The following is a 20,227-nucleotide window of genomic DNA, read 5'->3' as shown; positions in this document are numbered from 1 at the left end:
TCCGGTCAGTGCGCGGCGTCGTAGGCCTGGAGGACCGCCGCCGGAATCCGGCCGCGGGTAGAAACGGTGTGCCCGTTGTCCGCTGCCCATTTGCGAATCGCGCGAGTGCGCTCCGGGCCGGAGACAGCTGCCGATGCGGTTCGGCGCGAAGCAGCCTTGCGCCGCGTGGGCGTCTTCGAGGTGTTTGCTTTTCGCGATGTGGGTTTGGCCGGTTTGCGTGCGGCCCGTGCTTCGCGGGCCTGGGCCTTCTTGGCGGCGGTGATGTAGCGAGAAATGTCCTTATCGAACTGGGCACCGTTCTTCTTGGTCAAGACGAGGCTGTATTCCTGCCCTCGATACGAAAACTCGACGGTGTCAACCGATTCCGCGTCAATCGATGTCCCGTCGAAGTCGTCGACGTACTCGATCGTCACTATTTTTCCCACGGGGGTCCTTCCCAGTTCACTCAATTGTCGTCAGAAGCCTAGCTGTAATTGCCAGGAAGGTTGTGAACTGCGTGGTGTGCGGACGGCGCGGAGGGGATCGTCGCGTCAGCGTCTCATGATCCGTCGAGCAGCAAAGTCGGCGGCTTGATCGGCCATCCCGTTGCTGACGTAGGCGCTGTGCGCGCTGCGGTCGAGGCTGCCGAACTGGCAGACCGGATCGGCAGGCGCGCACAGGTCGAGGGTCTTATCCGCGAAGGCGGAGCCGATCCTCATGGGAGGCGCACCTTGCTGCAAAAGCTTGACGACGCCAACTGACGGCTTGCCGAACAATGCAACAGCGGCAACGTTGTTGGCCACCGCAGGTGACAGCGGCCCGGATAGGCCTGCGGGCAGTGCGTAGCCGGCGGGCACCGTGTCACTGGTCGCATAGGTGGTGACTGCGGCTCCTTGGGAGTAGCCGCCGAGCACGATGTCGGTGGTGGGGCAGTGGGTGGCCATGTCGTTGAGGTGATTGCTGACGTCGGCTACGCCGTCGGCGGCGCGGGCAAAGTCCGTCGAGGCGGGGTAGTTGACCGCATAGACCCCGACGCTCTGGTCGGGCAGTCGGGCACGGAGGGCCTCGACGAAGGGGACGCCGACTTTTCCGATACCGGGCGCTTCGAACGTACCGCGGGCGAAGACCACCTCGACGTCGGCGCAGCCGGTGTTGGCAATGCCGGTCGGTGCGGCCGCGGCGGGGCCGACAGACGCGCTCAGCAGTGCCGCGACGCCCGCGGCACCGACGACGAATGCCTGCAACAGGATTGGGATGCGACGGCGGCTCACCGACGATGAGACGCGTGGGCGGGAGTTGAACAGGCGAAACGTCATGGCAGGGAGGGCCTCTCGGGCGCGGTCTCAGTGGTCGCAACGCTGCGTGTGGGGTGGAAGGCTCCGGGCCGCTGGGTGTCAGCCGCAATGGGCGGACGGCGTCGGGGCTCCATTCGATGTACAACGCGACGCGTCGACGAAAATTCCTGCCCACACCGCGCAGGCCGCACCCCCGAAAAAGTGCCCCTGCGGCGCGGCTGTTTCGGGGCTCAGGACCCTAACGACTTCCGACCCGTGCCCCGAGTGTGTCAGAAGAGCTGTCGGAGGTTGGCCTTCGCCAGGTCGATCAACTCGTCGCCGCGGCCCGACATGACGGTGCGGATCGCGTAGAGCGTGAAGCCCTTGACCTGCTCGGCGTTGATCGCGGGCGGCATCGACAGTTCGTGGCGTTCCGTGACGACGTCGAGCAGGGCCGGCCCGTCGTGGGCAAGGACATCGCGAACCGCGTCGGGGAGATCCTCGGAGTGCTCCACCCGCACGGCGTGGATGCCCATGGCGCGGGCGACCTCGGCGAAGTTGGGGTTGACCAACTCGGTTCCGTAGTTGATGAAACCGGCGGCCTTCATCTCGAGCTCGACGAAGTTCAGCGACGAGTTGTTGAACACCACCAGCTTTACGGGGAGCTTGTTCTGGGTGAGGGTGATCAACTCGCCCAACAGCATCCCCAGTCCGCCGTCGCCGGCCAGCGCCACCACCTGGCGTTCCGGAAACGCCGCCTGCACGCCGACGGCATGGGGCAGCGCGTTGGCCATCGATCCGTGGGTGAACGATCCGATCAGCCGTCGGCGGCCGTTCATCGTCAGGTAGCGCGCGGCCCAGACGACCGGGGAACCGACGTCGGGGATGAACACCGCGTCCGCGGCGGCGTGCTGGTCGACCAGCCGCGCGAGGTATTGCGGGTGGATGGGCGCGTCCCGCTTCGACGGGGTCGCCAGCTCGTCGAGTTTGGCGCGGGTGCGTCGGTAATGGTCGCGGGAGTCCTCGAGGTGACTGCGGTCAGTCTTGCGCTCCAGCAGGGGAAGTAGGGCGGTGGCGGTGTCCTTGACGGTCCCGACCAGCCCGAGTTCCAGTGGATGCCGTCGGCCGAGTTGTTCGCCGCGGATGTCGACCTGGATGGTGGTGGCGTGCTCGGGATAGAACTGCCGGTAGGGAAAGTCGGTGCCCAGCATCAGGACCGTGTCGGCGTTCTCCATCGCCCGGTAGCCGGAAGCGAATCCGAGCAATCCGGTCATGCCGACGTCGTAGGGGTTGTCGTACTCGATGAATTCCTTGCCGCGCAGTGCGTGCACGACGGGGGCGCCCAGCGCCTCGGCGACGGCCAGCACCTCGTCGTGCGCCCCGGCACAACCTGCGCCGGCCAGGATGGTCACCCGTTGACCCTCGTTGAGTAGCATTGCGGCGCGGTCGATTTCGTTTGCCGCGGGCACCACGACCGAGTGGCTCGCGCGGATGGCGGCGGCCCGGTCGGTGACGGCGTCCGCGAGCGCCACGTCGCCGGGGATCACCACGACCGCGACGCCCTGCCGCTCCACGGCAGTGCGCATCGCGATCTCCAGCACGTGGGGCATCTGACTGGGGTGGGCGACGTACTCCGTGTACACGGAGGCTTCGCGGAACAGGTCTTGCGGGTGGGTCTCCTGGAAGTAGCCGGTGCCGATCTCGGCGGTCGGGATGTGCGCCGCGATCGCGAGGACCGGTACCCGCGAACGGTTCGCGTCGTACAGGCCATTGATGAGATGCAGATTGCCCGGCCCGCAACTGCCGGCGGCTACCGCGAGTTCACCCGTCACCGCGGCGTCGGCCGCGGCGGCGAAAGCCGCCGCCTCCTCGTGGCGTACCAGCACCCACCGGATGCCACCGTCCTTGCGGAGCGCATCGGTGAACCCGTTGAGGGAGTCGCCCGGAATTCCGTAGACGCGACGGACGCCGCTGGCCCTCAGTGTCGCCACCATCTGTTCCGCCACCGTGGGCATGCGAATCTCCTTCATCTCGGGGTTGTCGCGAGCGTCTGGGTAGGTGGGAGCTCGCTCATCGGCGAATATCCACGGTGACAGTCTTGCGCGATGTCGAGTTGTCGAGCGCCCTCTTGCGCAAAACCGCAGGTCGGGGAGGTGTCGACCACTCGAGCGCACCGTGCCCGTACTGTCCGGAGTGGACAATGACAACGAACGTAGTCAGAATGGACTGACCCCGACGGAAAGATTGGCCAGTGACTCAAGACGCGTCCGACACCTGCCCGGTTACCGAGGCTGAGGCCGCAACGGTGGCAGCGGGCTGTCCCGTTACCGCCGGCGGCTACGACGCCCCGCCGGTACCGCTGGGCCCCGATTCGCTGACCTGGAAGTACTTCGGCCAGTGGACCGGGTTGTTCCAGGGCACCTGGGCTGGCTCGATGCAGAACATGCATCCGCAACTCGGCGCCGCGGTGCAGGAGCACTCGATCTTCTTCCTGGAGCGCATTCCCCGACTGCTGCGGTCCATCTATCCGATCGGCGGCGTGGTTTTCGACGGCGACCGCGCACCGCAGACCGGCGCCGAGGTCCGCGATTACCACATCGGCATCAAGGGCGTCGACGAGCAGGGGCGTCGCTACAGCGCGCTGAACCCGGACGTCTTCTACTGGGCGCACGCGACGTTCTTCAAGTCGACGCTGCTGGCGGCCGAGAAGTTCGGCGGCGGGATCAGCGAGGCCGACAAGCGTCAGCTGTTCGACGAACACGTCACCTGGTACCGGATGTATGGGATGAGCATGCGGCCGGTGCCGAACTCCTGGGAGGAGTTCGAGGAGTACTGGGACCACATGTGCAGCAATGTGCTGGAGAACAACTGGGCCGCCCGCGAGGTGATGGATCTGTCCACCATGCCCAAACATCCTTCGCTGCAGTGGGTTCCGGATCCGCTGTGGGCGATGAACCTGAAGGTCATGCAGCGCTTCCTGACGTTCATGACCGTCGCGCTCTACGACCCGTCGGTGCGCGAGCTGATGGGTTACACGTGGTCGCCGCGACAGCAGTGGGCGCACGACCGGCTGTGCGACGTGATCACGCTGGTCTCGAAGTACGGACCCAAGCGCCGGCTGATGCACCCGCGCAAACGCTCCGCCATGGATCGCAGCCAGGGACGGCGACCGGCCGATTCGCCGCTGGTGCAAACGCCGGCGCGGAACCTGCCGCCCGAGGAATACCGCGACCAACCCCAGTTCTACTGCCCGATGGTCTGAGAACCGCGCCGTGCGCAGTTGACGACGGGAATCCCGCCGGCCGCCTCGTCGTACCGCAGCTGGACGTCCTTGGCCGCCGGATCGAGCCGGTAACCGGAGGACGCGATAATGAGGCGGCGCACGGCATCCGGATGGTCGGCGGCCAACTGCAGGGCCGTGTGCCAGCACGCCCTCGGCGATGTCGAGGTCAGCGGGTTCGGCCGACATGACGCAACTCCTCCGGGCGGGCCCGACATGGGCAGCGCCGATGCTACCGACGGGGACGCCGGGCGTGTTTCAGCCGAGGTGGGGCATCAGATCACCGCCACGCGCGGACAAAGTAACCCTGCGGCACCCCCGGGGTTCCGCGGGGAGCATCGGGAAACGGCCAGCGACCCAGCTCGGTGCCCATTGCGCCGACGCTGGTGACCTGCGCTTGCCAGCCCCGCTCGGTGAGCAGTTCTTCGGGCTCTTCGGTGCCGAAGACCCAGGCCATTCGGTGCTCGGCGAAGCTTTCGAGCATGGGTTGTAGAGCGGGGTGATCCAGCAGGGACTGGCCGAGGAAGTCGATGACCAGGTGGCTTCCCGGCGCCGAAAGTGCAGTGATCCGGTCCAGCAGCTGGTCAACCTCGGCGGCGGTGAGATATGGGGTGAGCCCCTCGATCAGCCAGCAGATCGGCCGGCTCGGGTTCAAGCCGACATCCTGCAGGGCCCTCGGCCAGTCGTGCGTCAGGTCCGCGCCCACCGGTCGAAGCGCACAGCTCGGCACCGCGCTGTTTGCGCCCACATCCGCAAGCAGAGCCGCTTTGAGGCCGAGCACCTCTGGGTGATCCACCTCGTACAGGGTGGTTCTCGGTGGGAAACCCAGTCGGTAGGCGCGAGTGTCCATGCCCGCCGCCAGCAACACGATCTGCTCGCCGGCCGCAGGGTCGGCGACCAGCGCAATCAGGGCGTCGTCGAAGAACCTGGTGCGTACCGCCACGGTGGGGTTGTCGAAGGGAGTCGTCCTACTGAAGTGAGCAGCCAACTCTCGTCCCACCTCGCCGGCTAGGAGCGCGGCCAACGGGTCATCGAAGAGCCGATCCGGGCGGGCGGACTCGGCGGCCCGCTCCGCTGCGGTCATTCGCGCCGTGGTCCCGACGGGGGTGAGCTGTGGCATCGTTTGCTCCTGTCCTGATACTTGTTGATTCCGTGCATAGTTGGCGGCCATGAGTTGCTGTCCCCTCACCGCGCGACGGGCAGCTAGTTTCCGTGGAAGCCGGCCGGTACCCGGTGCGGCAGGTGGATGTTCGCGAGGGGCTGATCATCTCGAACTCCTTTGTTGACATGGGTATTGGTCAGTAGCTATCGGTCCGATGCGTCCCGCTCAGAGGCTGCCGACGACCACTACCGCTGCGGCCGCCAGGAAGACGACCTCGACGCCGGTGCGGGCACCCAACCGCGAGTGCATGGACTTCGGCGCGTTGGCCATCCGGGCCGCATGGACGTTGGCCGGGAACATCGCGACCATCAACAGGAACAGGCACAGCGCCGCGGCCGGCCGGGTGGTCGGGATCAGCAGACCCACCGCGCCCACCAACTCGAGCACGCCGGTGAGCGTCACCAGCAATGCCGGGTGCGGAAGCCGCGGCGGGACGATCGCGATCATGTCGGCCCGCAGCGGCGGCGCGAAGTGCGCGATGCCGGTGACCAAGAACATCGCCGCCAGGCCGACGGCGACGGCCGCGGGCCAGTTGTCGGTGTAGTCCCAGCCGAGCCACCCGCCTGCCCGCGCGGCCAACGTGACGACGATGAGTGTGAGTTGCGGAACCATCGCGAGGTCCAATCTTGACAGTGGCTAGTTTGACGACGGCCACGCTACAACCGCTATGTAGGCACTGTCAAGATGAGCGGGGTTAGGATCGCGCCATGTCAAAGCAGAAGGTGAATTACCACCACGGTGACCTGCGGGCGGTGATCCTGGCCTCGGCCGCGCGTCTCGTGGCCGAGCGGGGTGTCGACGCGGTATCGCTGCGCGAGCTGGCCCGCCAGGCGGGGGTCTCGCACGCTGCGCCCGCACATCACTTCACCGACCGGCGGGGGTTGTTCACGGCGTTGGCCACTGGCGGCTACCGCCTGCTCGCCACCGCCCTAACTGACGCCCGCCCGCGATTTGTCGACGCCGCCACCGCATACGTCCGATTCGCGATCGACCATCCCGGCCACTACGCGGTCATGTTCGATCACTCGTTACTCGATATGGCCGACACCGAGCTGGACGCAGCCCAGAGTGCGGCCGGGGCTGAACTCGCCCGGGGGGTGGCCACTCTCGCCGACCCGCATGCCGTGGCCGACCCAACCGGCGCAGAATTGGCCGCATGGTCACTGGTGCACGGATTCGCGACGCTTTGGCTCAACAACGCGGTGCCACCTGAATTCCGTGATGTCGATCCGGTCGTCTCGACCGAGCGGATCGCCAACATGCTATTCGACGGTTAGATGGCCGGCGCCAGGAAAAGGGCTGGGCTCGAAGGCCATTCGTCGAGTCCGCATCAGCTCCTGCTACTCAGGTGACGGTCGATGACGAATCCCGCCAAACGCCTGCCCCGTTCGATGGGCGCCGTGTCGACGCCGATGGCCAGCACGCTGAGCGTTCCGTCGTAGACGAGTGCAATATCGCATGCCGCACTGCCAGGATCACTGAGTCCGGCATCTCCGGCCAGGGCCGTGAGTCGAGTGATGACATAACGCTTGTGCTCGGCGGCTGCGCCGACGCCGGCGTGGCCATCCGGCAGTTGGGCCGCGGCCGCCACATGGGCACACCCGCGCTGCACCTCGGCCTGATGTGCCCATTCCTCCGTAGCGTCGAAGATCGCCAGCAGTCGGTCTACCGGCCTCGGTACCGCGTTGATGTGCGACTCCCAAAGCGCGCGGAACCGTTGGTCGCGCTCGGAGAGATATGCGGCGATCAGACCGTCCTTACCGGCGAAGTTCTTGTAGAGCGATCCGATCGCAACGCCGGCCTTCTCGATGACGGCATCGACACCGGTGGCCGCAATTCCGTTGGCGTAGAACAGTTCATCAGCGGCACGCAGGAGTCGCGCCCGGGCGGGTTGCCGAATTGACATCACGATGACAGCATAGGTCAAGTGCAACGATCGTTCTACTCGCTCATCGCGTCGGGTTGTGCCCTGATCGCGTGTTGCTACGGGTTCGCCCGGTTCGGATACGGATTGTTCGCGCCGGTGCTCGCAGACGAGTTCGGCCTAAGTTCGACGACGGTCGGCGTTATCGCGGCCGGCGGCTATGTCGGCTACTGCGCCGCGATCAGCCTCAGCGCAATGCTGACCACGCGCCTCGGTCCGCGTGCTGTAGCGGTCGGTGCCGGCGTGGTCGCGACGCTGGGGATGACGATGATCGCCCTATCGCCGACGGCGGGGGTCCTCGCCGTCGGGGTCCTGGTCGCCGGAACCAGTACCGGTATCGCGTCACCGCCGCTGGCCGCGGCCATCTCGCAACGGATACTCGGCGCCGCCGGGGACCGCGCACAGACCATCGTCAACGCCGGCACCGGAATCGGGGTACTCGCCTCCGGCCCCATCGCTTTCGTCTTCTTCGACCACTGGCGGTTCGCCTGGGGCTGGTACGCCGTCATCGCCGCCGCCACGACGACGTGGGTGTTCTTCACCGTCGGCGGGACGGTGACATCCACCGTGCGCACAGCGCCCGCCCGCCGCTGGCGAACAGGGAGCACCGGCCTGGTGACGGCATCGCTGCTCACCGGTATCGGCAGCATCACGGTGTGGAGTTTCGGCCGGGGCGTGATCGGCACGGCTGGGCCCGCCGGCGACGCTGTGGCGTCGATCGCATGGACGGTGCTGGGTGCCGCGGGAATCGCGGGCGCCCTTGGGGGCGACCTCACCGGGCGCGTCGGCCCCCGGCGGGCTTGGATGGGCACAACTCTCGCCATGTCCGCGGCGACCATCGGCCTGGCACTCGCACCGTCAAACACGGTCGTGATCATGATGTCTGCAAGCGTCTTCGGCGCGGCCTACATCGGACTCACGGGGCTCCTGCTGCTATGGAGCACCCGGGTCTACCCTGATTCGACATCCCTTGGAGTTGGGTTGTCTTTCTTCATGATTGCGTTCGGTCAGGCCATGGGCGCAGCCCTTGCGGGAAGTTCGATCGACGCGTTTGGGGCCACCACCACGTTCGTCCTATTCGCGATGGCGGGAGCGACAGCGGCGGCGGTGCGTCCCGCTGCGCCCGCTGGCAACTGCCCCATGGCACCGACGGCGCGCGGCAGGCAGCACCTCAGGAAGGATCCATACATACCATCAAGACGAACCGGTCCGTCTTGACACGAGACGGCCCGGTCCGTACTCTCACTCACTATCACGCTCGGAATCACGCGGGTCCTTTAACGCAACCGGGCGATTCGGCGCCATCCCGGCCGAACACAATGTCTAGGAGACTTTGACATGATCGCGTCCGACAATTGCGACGAGACCGACGACGAGTTGGCCGCTCGTTTCGAGCGTGACGTGATCCCTCTTCTGGACACCCTCTTTGCCGGGGCCATGCGAATGACCCTGCAGCGCGCCGATGCCGAAGAACTGGTGCTAGAGACCATGGTCAAGGCGTATGCCGGATTTCGGAGCTTCCAACACGGAACAAATCTCATCGGGTGGCTCTTTCGCATCCAGGCCAACGCGCACAGCAGCAGCTGCTGCAAGCGGATGCGCAGGCCCACGGAGACCATCAGCGGCACGATCCATGACTGGCAGCTCGCCGCCAACGCCGAACATTCAGCGAGGGCACTGCGCTCCGCGGAAGTAGAGGTCTTGGAGTCGCTGCCTGACACCGACATCAGAAACGCCCTGGACGCACTACCTGAGGAGGTTCGGATGGCGGTGTACTACGCCGACGTCGAAGGACTTGCCTACCAGGAGATTCGCGACATCATAGGCATCCCGCTGGGCACCGTCGTGTCACGAATCCAGTGCGGCCGATCCCAGCTGCGCGTCCTGTTGGCTGACCTCGCCGCGACCGCGGGTACCTTCGCCATAAGTCACTCGCGGCGACGACATCTGTTGGTACCCAACACACAAAACCACCAAAGGGGTTACGAATGAGCGTCGTACATCACCGGGCCGTCACTGTCGACGGCTACGAGATCTTCTATCGCGAAGCCGGACCAGCGGATGCTCCCGCGGTCGTCCTGCTGCACGGCTACCCGACCAGCTCGTTCATGTTCCGTGAACTCATCCCCTTGCTGGCCGGCGACTACCACGTAATCGCACCCGACCACCTCGGGTTCGGCCGCTCCGATGCTCCGGGTGTGGGAGAGTTCGACTACACCTTCGAGGCCCTCGCCCGGCTCACGTCCGGGCTGCTCGATCACCTTGGCCTGGAGCGCTATGCCCTGTATGTCCACGACTACGGCGCGCCCATAGGGTGGCGGCTCGCGCTCGAACATCCCGAACGGATCACCGCCGTTGTCACACAGAACGGCAACGGCTACGAGGACGGTTTCGTCGAATCGTTCTGGGAAGGCATCTGGGCATACGGCGCCAATCCCGGTCCCGACACCGAACCCGCCGTCCGGGTCGCGCTGAGCCTCGACGCCATCCGCTGGCAGTACGTGCACGGCGTATCCGACCCGAGCACAGTCAGCCCGGACACCTGGGAGCACGACTTCGCTCTTGTTTCCCGAGAGGGCAATGACGAAGTGCAATTGGCCTTGTTCCGCGACTACCGCAACAACCGCCCGCTCTACCCGCTGCTGCATGAATTCCTGCGCACCAATGAGGTTCCGGTACTCGCGGTGTGGGGTCGCAACGACGAAATCTTCGCCCCCGCGGGTGCGCAAGCCTTCGCTCGCGACGCCAAAGACGCGGAGGTGCACCTGATCGATGGCGGGCACTTCCTGCTGGAGAGTCACCTCGACGTCGTTGCGGGCCATGTGCGCGGTTTCCTCGGCCGAGTGCTCGGCTGACTCGCGATGACGATGGCACCAGAAGCGAGAACCGGCGTGCAGGTGGCGGCCCTGTCCGACCTGCCCGACAACGCTCCGTTCGCGGTGGTCGCCGCGGGTGTGGACGTTGTGCTCGTCCGGCGCGGTGCGGATGTCGCTGCGCTGTACGGGCGTTGCGCGCATCGAGGCGCGCTGCTGGCCGACGGGCACGTCGACGGCAATGCCCTCGTGTGCGACCTGCATGGCTGGCGTTACAACGTCGACTCCGGCGTCTCGCCGGTCAACCCCGCGGTGGCGTTGGCGACGTTTCCGGCCTGGGTCCGCGACGGCGCCGTATATGTAGATCGATCCGCGATCGCCGAGTTCGCCCGGGCCAATCCGCAACCCGACCGCGACGACGGCTATCAGGGCCGGTGGATCCAGCCCGCCGACACCGCGGAAGAGCGGTTCAACACCCAGATCCATGAGCTTGCCACCCACGGCCTGAGCAGGTCCGGTGAGCATGGACCTTCTGCGGCGATGGGTGTCTCGCGCGCCGAGTTGCCCTCATGGGATTCGATCCAACTGGTCACCGCACAGCTGGCGCGACTACCGCTCCTCGATGAGGAGCCGGTCAGCACCGAAACCGTCATCGGCCCGGGGGCCAAACGTCCACTGGTGCTCGACATTCCGCTCTTCGTCAGCGATATGAGCTTCGGGGCGTTGTCCCAGGAGGCCAAAACGGCCCTTGCGGCCGGTGCGGAACTGGCCGGAACGGGGATCTGCTCGGGCGAGGGCGGCATGCTTCCCGAAGAACAACAGGAGAATTCGAGGTACCTCTACGAACTGGCCTCCGGCCGGTTCGGGTGGAGTTTCGAACATCTGAAGAAGGTCCAGGCGTTTCACTTCAAAGGCGGGCAGGGCGCCAAAACGGGCACCGGCGGCCACCTTCCCGGGACCAAAGTGGTGGGAAGGATCGCCGAAGTGCGGGGCCTGCCGCCGGGCACCGCAGCGATCTCTCCGGCCCGGTTTCCCCAGTGGTCCTCGCTGGCGGAGTACAAGGACTTCGCCGCGCAGGTCCGCGACGCCTCGGGCGGCATCCCGGTGGGCTACAAGCTCAGCGCCCAGCACATCGAACGCGATCTCGATGCCGCACTCGAGATCGGGGTCGATTACGTCATCCTCGACGGCCGCGGCGGCGGAACCGGTTCCGCACCAACAATTTTCCGTGACAACATCTCGGTACCCACCATTCCGGCACTGGCCCGGGCCCGGCGACACCTGGACCGCAGTCAGAGCCGGGCCACGCTGGCCATCACCGGCGGCATCCGCACCCCCGCCGACATGGTCAAAGCCCTGGGTCTGGGGGCCGACGCGATCGGCATCGCCAACAGCGCGATTCAGGCCATCGGTTGCGTGGGCATGCGGGCCTGCCACACCAACACGTGCCCGGCGGGCATCGCCACCCAAGACCCCCGCCTGCGCGCTCGGCTGCCGGTGCGGCCCGCCGCCGAGCGGTTGGACCGGTACCTGCGCTCCGCGGTGGAGTTGATGGTGGTGCTCGCCCGGGCTTGCGGGCACCGGCGCCTCGCTGATTTCACCCTCGATGACCTGACGACGTTCGACCGCGACTTCGCCTACCTCAGCGGAGTCCCCTACGCAGGAGTGACGCCGCTGTGAGTAACGCCGAAAACGACCACGAACTCGACTGGCACAAGGCCGCTGACCCTGGCGAACTCGACGAGGGGCAGGTGTCGGCGTGCCCGATCGGCCTCAAGACGGTGGCCTTGACCAAGCTGAACGGGCGCTACGGCGCCATCGACAATCGCTGCCCGCACCAAGGCGGCCCGCTGGGGCAAGGAACGCTGGAGAACGAAAAGATCCGCTGCCCCTGGCATGGTTTCGACTTCGACCCGTTCACCGGCGAGGCTGCGGGCGGCCCGGATTTCGACGTCGCCACCTACCCCGTGCAAGCGCGCGACGACGGAATCTACGTCGGCACACCGGCACCCGCCCCCGCGAAGCGCACCGTCAGCGACGTCTTGATCGAGACGATGACCAACTGGGGCGTCGACGCGGTTTTCGGGATGGTCGGGCACTCCAACCTCGGGATGGCCGAGGCCATGCACCGCGCCGAAAATGCCGGAAAGCTCCGCTATTTCGGCATTCGTCACGAAGGCGCCGCGGCGTTTGCGGCGGCGGCCTACGGAAAACTCACCGGCCGGCCCGCGGCCTGCTTCGGTATCGCGGGACCGGGTTCGACGAATCTGCTGACCGGACTCTATGACGCCAAGGCCGACCGCGCGCCGGTGCTGGCACTGTCCGGCAACGTCGATTCCGCGGTGGCCGGCAAAGGGGCGTTTCAGGATATCGACCTGCTGGCGGCGTTCGCCGACGTCGCCGTCTACTCGGAGATGGTGCGCGCCGGCTCGGAACACGCCGAACTGATGACCCTGGCGCTCAAGCACGCCATCCTCGAACGCGGGGTCGCGCACCTGGTGGTGCCCGATGAAGTCCAGATTGTCGAGGACCCGGATCAACAGTCGTCTGGCCCCGAGGGCCGGATGCCCGATCTGCGGGTCGCTCCACCCGCGGCGGCGCTGCAGCAGGCGCTCGACCGCATCGCAGCGGCGACTCGTCCGGTGATCATCGTCGGCGCCGGCGCAAAATTCGATATGGCGGCCATCGTCGCGTTTGCCGAGCGTCTGCAGGCCCCGGTGCTCACCACCTTCAAGGCCAAGGGCCAACTCTCCGACGAGCATCCGCTGGCCTGCGGCACACTGGGCCGTTCGGGCACCCCGGTCGCATCCTGGATGATGAACAAGGCAGACCTGCTGGTGGTGTTCGGCGCGTCCTTCTCGAATCACACGGGCATATCGCCGTACAAGCCCATCGTCCAAGTCGACACCGACCCGCTGGCGCTGGGCCGATTCAACCCGGTGACGGTTCCGGTGTTCGGCGACGTGGGGGTGACGGCGTCGGCCCTGACCCGACGCCTGCGCAGCCACCCGGCGCTGGTCGACCAACGCCCGGAGGTCGCTGACCGATGGGCAGTGTGGCGCACCGAGAAAGTCCGCCGTGCCGCCAAGCACCCCGACGGCCGGATCGCTGCCGCGACGGTCTTCGCCGAACTCAGCCACCTCGTCCCGGCCGACGCCGTGCTCACAGTGGATGTGGGCAACCACGCGTACTCGTTCGGGCGATATTTCGAGACCAAAGGCCAACAGTCCGTGCTCATGTCGGGCTACCTCGGGTCCATCGGTTTCGGCTTCCCGGCGGCCATGGGGGCCTGGGCCGCCGTTCCCGACCGCCCCGTCATCGCCGTCACCGGCGACGGTGGCTTCGGCCAGTACCTCGCCGACTTCACCACGGCGGTCAAGTACGACATGAACATCACCCACATCCTGCTCAACAACGGTGAACTGGGAAAGATCACGCAGGAGCAGCGCAGTTCCGAGTACGAGGTATGGCAGACCTCGCTGCACAATCCAGACTTCGCCGCGTACGCGCGGGATTGCGGCGCCTACGGGATCCAGGTCAGCAGCCCTGCGGAGCTGAGCGCTGCCATCGCAGCGGCGCTCAGCCACCCCGGACCGGCGCTGGTCGAGATCCTGACCGACGCGCAGTCGAACTGAGGCAGACTCAGATCCTCACCGCACGCCCTCGAACGTGAGCTTCAGAAGCGCGTCGATGTGTTCGGGTTCGAGCGGCATCGCGTGGAATATCCGGTATTCGATCACCCCGTAGAGCACGTCGCGCAGGGTTGCCACGTCGGCGTCGGCGCGGATCTCGCCGCGCTGCTGCGCCAGGGCGGCCCGCGCGCTGAACCCTTTGATGTTGGGCTCGACGACCTGCTGGTAGGCGGCCTCCAGCAGGTCGGGCTCGGACTGGCCGGCGGCGATCACACCCCGATATGCCGCTCCGAAACTCGTGGTCGTGACCAACTCGAGGATGTCGACCAACTGGGCGCGCAGGTCGGCGACGAGGTCACCGGTGTCGGGGAACACGACGACGGGATTGAGCGACTGGGTGGCAGCTTCGAGGACCACCGCACCCTTCGACGACCACCAGCGGTAGATGGTCTGCTTACCGCAGCCCGCCCGCCTGGCGATGGCCTCGATCGAAACCTTGTCGTAGCCGAGCTCGCCGACCAGGGACAGGGCCGCGTCGAGGATCGCCCGCCGCGAGTGCTCGTTGCGTCGGCTGGGGTCAGGAACGTAGGCGGACATGCAAGAACCTTAGCGATGGACACGCGCTAAGGCAACACGAACCGGTTCGTCTTGACACGAGACGGACCGAGCCGTAACGTCATTTTGGTCACCCGTTGCGGTGGTTTGGCCCCAGTGCTGGTGAACCCGCATCTCGCGTCCGGTCAACTGATTTACCCCTACGCCGAAGCCACGAGCGATCGGTACGAAACTGGAGGTTCGCATGCCATCATCAACAGATAAGACCGCGCTGGTCACCGGAGCAACATCGGGAATCGGGCTCGCCGCGGCGCGGGCGCTCGCTCAGGATGGTGCCTACGTGTTCCTGGTGGGACGTCGCGAAGACGCCCTCGAACAGGCCGTCGCCGGCATCGGGGAAGGTCAGGCCACCTACATCCGCGCCGACGTGACACAGCAGTCCGATCTCGACCGCGTCGTGGCCACCGTCGAGGCAACGGGGCGCGGTCTCGACGTCGTCTTCGCCAATGCGGGTATCGCCGCGGTCGCGCCGCTGGGCGAGATCACCTGGGAGCACTACACGACGGCGTTCAACACTAATGTCGGCGGCATCATCTTCACCGTGCAGGCCGCCCTTCCGCTGCTCAACGAAGGCGCATCGGTCATTCTGTGCGGTTCCAGCGGCGACGTGAAGGCGAATCCCGGCACCAGCGTCTACGCCGCCTCCAAGACCGCAATCCGGTCCTTGGCCCGCAGCTGGGCCGCGGAACTGGTCGACCGCAAGATCCGCGTCAACGTCGTCGCTCCCGGACTCACGGAGACTCCGGGATTGAAGGAACTCTTCTCCGGCGACGACGACGGCCTCGCAGCGTTGGCCTCCTCGATGCCCATGAAGCGCCTTGCCCGGCCGGAGGAGGTCAGCAGTGTGGTCGCGTTCTTGGCCTCCGACGCCAGCACCTTCATGACCGGCGCAGAGATCTACGTCGACGGCGGCGGCAGCCAGTTCTGATCCGCCATACCCGACCACAAAACGAACGGACTCTTCGATGTCGCCACGGCTCCAGAAGCGCTGGGCTCCAGCCATGTTGGGCACCCTCGTGATTCTCGCCGCGATGACGGCCTGCACCACAGCCCCACCAGCAGACACACCATCGGGCCTGACGCAGTTCTACTCCCAACAGATCGCCTGGGAGGCCTGTAAGGGCTACGCCAACACAGCGATCGAGAGCGCCGTCTTCGCCCAGGCGCCGACCATGGAATGCGGACGCCTGGAAGTGCCGCTGGATTACCAGGATCCGGACGGCAAGACAGCGCACCTGGCCGTCGCACGGGTACCGGCGCGCGGTCAGCCCATCGGATCGTTGGTGATCAACCCCGGCGGGCCGGGCGGCTCGGGGTTGTTCGCCACCGCGGCGACGGCGATGTCGCTGCCGGCTGCCCGCCTGACCGAAAGTTTTGACCTGGTCGGCTTCGACCCGCGCGGCGTGGGCAGCTCGGAGCCCGCCATCGATTGCTTCACCGATGCCGTGGCCGATAGCGGCGACATCATATTGAGCACGCAGGGCACCGCCGTGCAATGGACAGAACAGAATACGAAAGACATTCTCGATCAGTGTGCCGAGCGCTCGGGTGGCGTCGACGTGCTGACCAGTGTCGGCACCCGCGACGCGGCGCGTGACATCGACGTGGTGCGCGCCGTCCTCGGCGATGAACAGCTCACCTTCCTGGGGCAGAGTTACGGGACGCGACTCGGCGCCGTCTACGCCGAGCAGTTCCCGCAGAACGTGCGAGCGATGCTGCTCGACGGCGCCATCGATCCGACTCAGGGCACGGTCGAGCGCAGGGTCGGTGCGTACACCGGGTTCCAGCGCTCCTTCGAGCAGATGGCCGCGTTCTGTGCCACGCAGGCCGACTGTCCGCTGGGCGACGACCCCACCCGGGCTACTGAAAAGTTTCACCAGATCGTGCGGCCGCTATACGAAAAGCCCGTGCCGGCGCTGAACTCCGACCTGGGCTTCGACGAAGCGATCGGCGGCGTGGTCGCCGGTCTCTACACCGAGGCGGCCTGGCCCCGAATCATCGCCGGGATAACGCAACTACGGCAGGGCCGCGGCGACGAACTGCTCCAGCTCAACTATGACTTCTCGCTCCGCGACGCCGAGGGGCGTTGGCCCAACTTCGCCGAGGCACTCTACGCGATCAACTGCATGGACGAGGAACGCCTCAGCGAGGAAGAGGGAAGTGCGCTGCGCACCAGCATCTTTGAAGCAGCGCCCTTCATGGACCCCGGAGTCGCACTGACCGGTGCTCGCGACGGGTGCGAGCATTGGCCGGTCGAGCCGACCTTGGGCTACCCGTACGCGACCGGCATCGAGGGACTGCCGCCCACGCTGGTGGTGTCGATCACCGGTGATCCCACCACACCGCACGCCGGCGGCATCCAGCTGGCCGAGTCGCTCGGGGCTGCCCTGCTCACCGTGGAAGGCGAAGGCCACACCATCGTGATGGCCGGAACCAACCAGTGCGTCAACGAGATGGCCGCCGACTACTTGATCGACCTCGAGTTGCCGCCGGAAGGTGCCTCCTGCGAGTTGTGACGCCGCTGTGTCTTGTTAGGTGAACCAAGGTCATCGAATCGTCGAGTACGGCAGCGTCGAACCCGACGCGGCGTTCCTGATGCGGGCACTCGGGCATCGCGATCACCGCCACGCGTGGACAAAGTAACCCTGTGGCACCCCCCGGGCTCCTCGTGGAGCATGGGAAACGGCCAGCGGTCCAGTTCGTTGCCGACCTCTCCGACGCAGGTGGCTTGCGCCTGCCAGCCCCGCCGGGTGAGAAGCGCTTCGGGCGTCTCGGTGCCGAAGACCCACGCCATGCCGCGCTGGGCGAGGTGTTCGAGCATCGGCTGCAGAGCGGGGTGCTCCAGCAGGGATTGACCGAGGACGTCGATCATCAGGTGGCTTCCCGGCGCCGAAAGCGCAGTGATCCGGTCGAGCAGCAGGTCGACCTCAGCGGTAGTGAGATACGGGGTGAGCCCCTCGACCAGCCAGCACACCGGTCGGGTCACGCTCAGGCCGGCGCCCCGCAGCGCGCTCGGCCAGTCGTGAGCCAGGTCCGCGGCCACTGCTCGAAGTGCACAGCTCGGCGCCGCGGTTTCTGCGCCCACCCCCGCTAGCAGAGATGCCTTGAGGCCGAGCACCTCTGGACGATCCACCTCGTACACGGTGGTTCCCGGCGGGAAACCCAGTCGGTAGGCGCGAGTGTCCATGCCCGCCGCCAGCAACACGATCTGCTCGCCAGCCGCAGACCCGGCGACCAGAGCAGTCAGGGCATCGTCGAAGAACCTTGTGCGTACCGCCACTGTGGGGTTGTCGAATGGGGTTGTCCTACTGAAGTGAGCAGCCAACTCTCGTCCCGCCTCCCCGGCTAGAAGCGCGGCGAACGGGTCATCGAAGAGCCGATCCGGGCGTGCGGACTCGGCGGCCCGCTCCGCTGCGGTCAGTCGCGCCGTCGTTCCGACGGGCGTGATCTGCGGCATCGTTAACTCCTGTGCTGGTACTTGATTCCGACATAGTTGGTGGTTCATCAGTAGCTGAAGCTTCACCGCGCGGCGGGCACCCAGTTTCCGTGGAAGCCGGCGGGCACCCGGTGCGGCAGGTGGATGCTCGCGACGGTGCCCAAGGTTTCGGCGTCGAGGATCGCCAGATCGCTGCGACCGGTGGCGCGGTCGTAGACGAATCCAATGAGTACTGCACCATGCCGTCGCCGAGGAACCAGTGATAGAGCTCGGGATCGATCTCGCCGATCGGATTGGGTCCGTTACGCAGGTAACGCCCGTCGAGGTAGTCGGGGACGTTGCCGGTGACGTCGAGGTCGGTGAGCGTGAACTCCTCGTGCAGTGGGGCGAAATCACCCACCAGGTAGGGGTTGGTCATCTCAAATTCCTTTGCTGACGTAGGTATTGGTGAGAAACTGCGTGTCGGTGCTCAGAGGCTGCCGACGACCACTACCGCTGCGGCCGCCAGGAACACGACCTCGACGCCGGTGCGGGCACCCAACCGCGAGTGCATGGACTTCGGCGCGTTGGCCATCCGGGCCGCATGGACGTTGGCCGGGAACATCGCGACCATCAACAGGAACAGGCACAGCGCCGCGGCCGGCCGGGTGGTCGGGATCAGCAGACCCACCGCGCCCACCAACTCGAGCACGCCGGTGAGCGTCACCAGCAATGCCGGGTGCGGAAGCCGCGGCGGGACGATCGCGATCATGTCGGCCCGCAGCGGCGGCGCGAAGTGCGCGATGCCGGTGACCAAGAACATCGCCGCCAGGCCGACGGCGACGGCCGCGGGCCAGTTGTCGGTGTAGTCCCAGCCGAGCCACCCGCCTGCCCGCGCGGCCAACGTGACGACGATGAGTGTGAGTTGCGGAACCATCGCGAGGTCCAATCTTGACAGTGGCTAGTTTGACGACGGCCACGCTACAACCGCTATGTAGGCACTGTCAAGATGAGCGGGGTTAGGATCGCGCCATGTCAAAGCAGAAGGTGAATTACCACCACGGTGACCTGCGGGCGGTGATCCTGGCCTCGGCCGCGCGCCTGGTGGCCGAGCGGGGTGTCGACGCGGTATCGCTGCGCGAGCTGGCCCGCCAGGCGGGGGTCTCGCACGCCGCGCCCGCACATCACTTCACCGACCGGCGCGGCCTGTTCACGGCGCTGGCTACCGAGGGTTACCGCCTGCTGGCTACCGCCCTCGCCGGTGCTCGCCCGCGGTTTGTGGATGCCGCCACCACCTACGTCCGATTCGCGATCGACCACCCCGGCCACTACGCGGTCATGTTCGACCATTCGTTACTCGATATGGCCGACACCGACCTGGCCGCAGCCCAGAGTGCGGCCGGGGCTGAACTCGCCCGGGGGGTGGCCACCCTCGTCGACCCACATGCCGTGGCCGACCCAACGGGCGCAGAATTGGCCGCATGGTCGTTGATGCACGGATTCTCGATGCTCTGGCTCAACAGTGCGGTGCCACCTGAATTCCGCGATGTCGATCCGGCCATCACGACCGAGCGGATCGCCAACATGTTGTTTGACGGTTAGGTGGCCGGCCGATCCGCAATAGGTTGCGCACCAACAAGACTCGCGAGACCCGCCAACGCAACGTCGATGTCAACGAGATCGCCGCGGCCAGGTGCGTCCGGCGAGCTGTTACGCCGCCGTGGCTTGTTGGGCGCCCGCCTGATCAGCTCCTCTGTCCGGCGTCAGCATCCGCCGCCCCGGGGACGGAAGCCTCGTACCGGTGCAGGTACTCCTGAACCAAATCGATGGTCGCCTGATGACCGGTGGTGATGCCCAGCCCCTGCTCGATGACCAAGAGTCGGCCACTCGTCGCGAGGTCGCTGCGGCGTACCCCACCCTGCAGCGCTTCCTCGACCGCACCGCCACGATCCCCCTGTCCGAGAAACATCACGGCGCGACCGGTGCGCGACGATTCCGCCACGATCCGACCTACATCATCCGCGGATTGACCGATCTGCACCTCGAATTCACCCCCGCCGCGTAGCGAACAGCACGCCCACCAGAGCAGGATCTGCCACCATGACCATCATCACGACACCGATCTCGACCGCA

20 protein-coding genes and 2 pseudogenes are annotated in these 20,227 nt (G+C 66.4%); 11 read left to right on the top strand and 11 right to left on the bottom strand.

Features of this window, described 5'->3' with window-relative positions:
• Positions 1-5: 5 nt before the first annotated feature.
• The 3 genes from EL338_RS25625 to poxB all read right to left on the bottom strand — a co-directional run bounded on the left by EL338_RS25625 (position 6) and on the right by poxB (position 3,268).
• Entirely contained in the window at positions 6-413 is a 408-nt protein-coding gene (locus EL338_RS25625; protein ID WP_235666301.1) for a histone-like nucleoid-structuring protein Lsr2, read from the bottom strand.
• A gap of 117 nt (positions 414-530) precedes the next feature.
• A complete protein-coding gene (locus EL338_RS25620) occupies positions 531-1,295 on the bottom strand; it encodes a cutinase family protein (protein WP_126336454.1) in 765 nt (254 codons plus the stop codon).
• Positions 1,296-1,543: 248 nt separating this feature from the next.
• Positions 1,544-3,268: a ubiquinone-dependent pyruvate dehydrogenase gene (gene poxB, locus EL338_RS25615; protein ID WP_126336452.1), complete on the bottom strand. Its 1,725-nt coding sequence runs from the start codon at positions 3,266-3,268 to the stop codon at positions 1,544-1,546.
• Between the two features lie 236 nt (positions 3,269-3,504).
• On the opposite strand from poxB, the gene EL338_RS25610 reads away from it, so the two are divergent.
• Positions 3,505-4,515, top strand: coding sequence for an oxygenase MpaB family protein (locus tag EL338_RS25610; RefSeq protein ID WP_126336450.1), 1,011 nt, complete (start codon positions 3,505-3,507; stop codon positions 4,513-4,515).
• On the opposite strand, the gene EL338_RS26310 is transcribed toward EL338_RS25610, so the two are convergent.
• From EL338_RS26310 to EL338_RS25595, 3 genes are all read right to left on the bottom strand, one after another.
• Complete coding sequence (locus EL338_RS26310) at positions 4,497-4,637, bottom strand: hypothetical protein (protein ID WP_179967137.1); 141 nt, start codon at positions 4,635-4,637, stop codon at positions 4,497-4,499. The two genes, EL338_RS25610 and EL338_RS26310, sit on opposite strands and share 19 nt — an antisense overlap.
• Positions 4,638-4,813: 176 nt before the next feature.
• Positions 4,814-5,617 carry a class I SAM-dependent methyltransferase gene (locus EL338_RS25600; RefSeq protein WP_197721910.1) on the bottom strand — a complete coding sequence of 268 codons (804 nt, stop codon included), beginning with the start codon at positions 5,615-5,617 and terminating at the stop codon, positions 4,814-4,816.
• 243 nt (positions 5,618-5,860) lie between these two features.
• The gene (locus EL338_RS25595) at positions 5,861-6,307 is read right to left on the bottom strand and encodes a DoxX family protein (protein WP_126336427.1); all 447 of its coding nucleotides are present in this window, start codon (positions 6,305-6,307) and stop codon (positions 5,861-5,863) included.
• Between the two features lie 95 nt (positions 6,308-6,402).
• Here EL338_RS25595 and EL338_RS25590 point away from each other — a divergent pair, with 95 nt between their 5' ends.
• A complete protein-coding gene (locus EL338_RS25590; protein ID WP_126336446.1) occupies positions 6,403-6,972 on the top strand; it encodes a TetR/AcrR family transcriptional regulator in 570 nt (189 codons plus the stop codon).
• A gap of 53 nt (positions 6,973-7,025) precedes the next feature.
• On the opposite strand, the gene EL338_RS25585 is transcribed toward EL338_RS25590, so the two are convergent.
• Positions 7,026-7,622 carry a TetR/AcrR family transcriptional regulator gene (locus EL338_RS25585; RefSeq protein ID WP_126336444.1) on the bottom strand — a complete coding sequence of 199 codons (597 nt, stop codon included), beginning with the start codon at positions 7,620-7,622 and terminating at the stop codon, positions 7,026-7,028.
• Here EL338_RS25585 and EL338_RS25580 point away from each other — a divergent pair, their 5' ends adjacent.
• The 5 genes and pseudogenes from EL338_RS25580 to EL338_RS25560 all read left to right on the top strand — a co-directional run bounded on the left by EL338_RS25580 (position 7,623) and on the right by EL338_RS25560 (position 14,067).
• On the top strand, positions 7,623-8,837 hold the full coding sequence (locus EL338_RS25580; RefSeq protein ID WP_126336442.1) for an MFS transporter: 1,215 nt from the start codon (positions 7,623-7,625) through the stop codon (positions 8,835-8,837). It begins immediately after the preceding gene.
• Positions 8,838-8,957: 120 nt separating this feature from the next.
• Positions 8,958-9,559 (top strand): annotated as a pseudogene (locus tag EL338_RS25575) (sigma-70 family RNA polymerase sigma factor); the annotation flags it as partial.
• Between the two features lie 48 nt (positions 9,560-9,607).
• Positions 9,608-10,474: an alpha/beta fold hydrolase gene (locus EL338_RS25570; RefSeq protein ID WP_126336438.1), complete on the top strand. Its 867-nt coding sequence runs from the start codon at positions 9,608-9,610 to the stop codon at positions 10,472-10,474.
• 6 nt (positions 10,475-10,480) lie between these two features.
• Entirely contained in the window at positions 10,481-12,112 is a 1,632-nt protein-coding gene (locus EL338_RS25565) for a glutamate synthase-related protein (RefSeq protein WP_126336436.1), read from the top strand.
• Positions 12,109-14,067 (top strand): thiamine pyrophosphate-dependent enzyme, encoded by a 1,959-nt coding sequence (locus EL338_RS25560; protein ID WP_126336435.1) that lies wholly within the window; start codon positions 12,109-12,111, stop codon positions 14,065-14,067. Before EL338_RS25565 ends, EL338_RS25560 begins: the two co-directional genes overlap by 4 nt.
• A gap of 15 nt (positions 14,068-14,082) precedes the next feature.
• Here the strand turns inward: EL338_RS25560 and EL338_RS25555 are convergent, their stop codons facing one another.
• Complete coding sequence (locus EL338_RS25555) at positions 14,083-14,661, bottom strand: TetR/AcrR family transcriptional regulator (protein WP_126336433.1); 579 nt, start codon at positions 14,659-14,661, stop codon at positions 14,083-14,085.
• Positions 14,662-14,863: 202 nt separating this feature from the next.
• Here EL338_RS25555 and EL338_RS25550 point away from each other — a divergent pair, with 202 nt between their 5' ends.
• Together EL338_RS25550 and EL338_RS25545 are read left to right on the top strand one after the other, a co-directional pair.
• Positions 14,864-15,607, top strand: a complete 744-nt coding sequence (locus tag EL338_RS25550; RefSeq protein WP_126336431.1) for an SDR family NAD(P)-dependent oxidoreductase — start codon at positions 14,864-14,866, stop codon at positions 15,605-15,607.
• Positions 15,608-15,680: 73 nt separating this feature from the next.
• On the top strand, positions 15,681-17,195 hold the full coding sequence (locus EL338_RS25545) for an alpha/beta hydrolase (protein WP_235666300.1): 1,515 nt from the start codon (positions 15,681-15,683) through the stop codon (positions 17,193-17,195).
• On the opposite strand, the gene EL338_RS25540 is transcribed toward EL338_RS25545, so the two are convergent.
• From EL338_RS25540 to EL338_RS25525, 3 genes and pseudogenes are all read right to left on the bottom strand, one after another.
• Positions 17,144-18,136, bottom strand: a complete 993-nt coding sequence (locus tag EL338_RS25540) for a class I SAM-dependent methyltransferase (RefSeq protein ID WP_235666299.1) — start codon at positions 18,134-18,136, stop codon at positions 17,144-17,146. The two genes, EL338_RS25545 and EL338_RS25540, sit on opposite strands and share 52 nt — an antisense overlap.
• 214 nt (positions 18,137-18,350) lie before the next feature.
• Positions 18,351-18,533: pseudogene (locus EL338_RS25530) on the bottom strand (carotenoid oxygenase family protein); the annotation flags it as partial.
• 51 nt (positions 18,534-18,584) lie between these two features.
• Entirely contained in the window at positions 18,585-19,031 is a 447-nt protein-coding gene (locus tag EL338_RS25525) for a DoxX family protein (RefSeq protein WP_126336427.1), read from the bottom strand.
• Between the two features lie 95 nt (positions 19,032-19,126).
• Between EL338_RS25525 and EL338_RS25520 the strand changes: the two genes are divergently transcribed.
• A complete protein-coding gene (locus tag EL338_RS25520; RefSeq protein WP_126336425.1) occupies positions 19,127-19,696 on the top strand; it encodes a TetR/AcrR family transcriptional regulator in 570 nt (189 codons plus the stop codon).
• Positions 19,697-19,931: 235 nt separating this feature from the next.
• Complete coding sequence (locus EL338_RS25510; RefSeq protein ID WP_179967136.1) at positions 19,932-20,159, top strand: hypothetical protein; 228 nt, start codon at positions 19,932-19,934, stop codon at positions 20,157-20,159.
• Positions 20,160-20,227 lie beyond the last annotated feature (68 nt).

It is taken from the genome of Mycolicibacterium chitae (assembly GCF_900637205.1).
GTDB classification, from domain to species: Bacteria; Actinomycetota; Actinomycetes; order Mycobacteriales; family Mycobacteriaceae; genus Mycobacterium; species Mycobacterium chitae.
Note: the sequence above shows the minus strand (reverse complement) of the source record. Positions and strands in the feature narration are given on the sequence as shown.

Excerpts from the sequence above, each read along its gene's own strand:
- EL338_RS25620 (WP_126336454.1), bottom strand. The coding sequence starts at position 1,295 with ATGACGTTTCGCCTGTTCAACTCCCGCCCACGCGTCTCATCGTCGGTG.
- poxB (WP_126336452.1), bottom strand. The coding sequence starts at position 3,268 with ATGCCCACGGTGGCGGAACAGATGGTGGCGACACTGAGGGCCAGCGGC.
- EL338_RS25600 (WP_197721910.1), bottom strand. The coding sequence starts at position 5,617 with ATGACCGCAGCGGAGCGGGCCGCCGAGTCCGCCCGCCCGGATCGGCTC.
- EL338_RS25595 (WP_126336427.1), bottom strand. The coding sequence starts at position 6,307 with ATGGTTCCGCAACTCACACTCATCGTCGTCACGTTGGCCGCGCGGGCA.
- EL338_RS25590 (WP_126336446.1), top strand. The coding sequence starts at position 6,403 with ATGTCAAAGCAGAAGGTGAATTACCACCACGGTGACCTGCGGGCGGTG.
- EL338_RS25570 (WP_126336438.1), top strand. The coding sequence starts at position 9,608 with ATGAGCGTCGTACATCACCGGGCCGTCACTGTCGACGGCTACGAGATC.
- EL338_RS25565 (WP_126336436.1), top strand. The coding sequence starts at position 10,481 with ATGACGATGGCACCAGAAGCGAGAACCGGCGTGCAGGTGGCGGCCCTG.
- EL338_RS25555 (WP_126336433.1), bottom strand. The coding sequence starts at position 14,661 with ATGTCCGCCTACGTTCCTGACCCCAGCCGACGCAACGAGCACTCGCGG.
- EL338_RS25550 (WP_126336431.1), top strand. The coding sequence starts at position 14,864 with ATGCCATCATCAACAGATAAGACCGCGCTGGTCACCGGAGCAACATCG.
- EL338_RS25545 (WP_235666300.1), top strand. The coding sequence starts at position 15,681 with ATGTTGGGCACCCTCGTGATTCTCGCCGCGATGACGGCCTGCACCACA.
- EL338_RS25540 (WP_235666299.1), bottom strand. The coding sequence starts at position 18,136 with ATGCCGCAGATCACGCCCGTCGGAACGACGGCGCGACTGACCGCAGCG.
- EL338_RS25525 (WP_126336427.1), bottom strand. The coding sequence starts at position 19,031 with ATGGTTCCGCAACTCACACTCATCGTCGTCACGTTGGCCGCGCGGGCA.
- EL338_RS25520 (WP_126336425.1), top strand. The coding sequence starts at position 19,127 with ATGTCAAAGCAGAAGGTGAATTACCACCACGGTGACCTGCGGGCGGTG.
- EL338_RS25510 (WP_179967136.1), top strand. The coding sequence starts at position 19,932 with ATGACCGGTGGTGATGCCCAGCCCCTGCTCGATGACCAAGAGTCGGCC.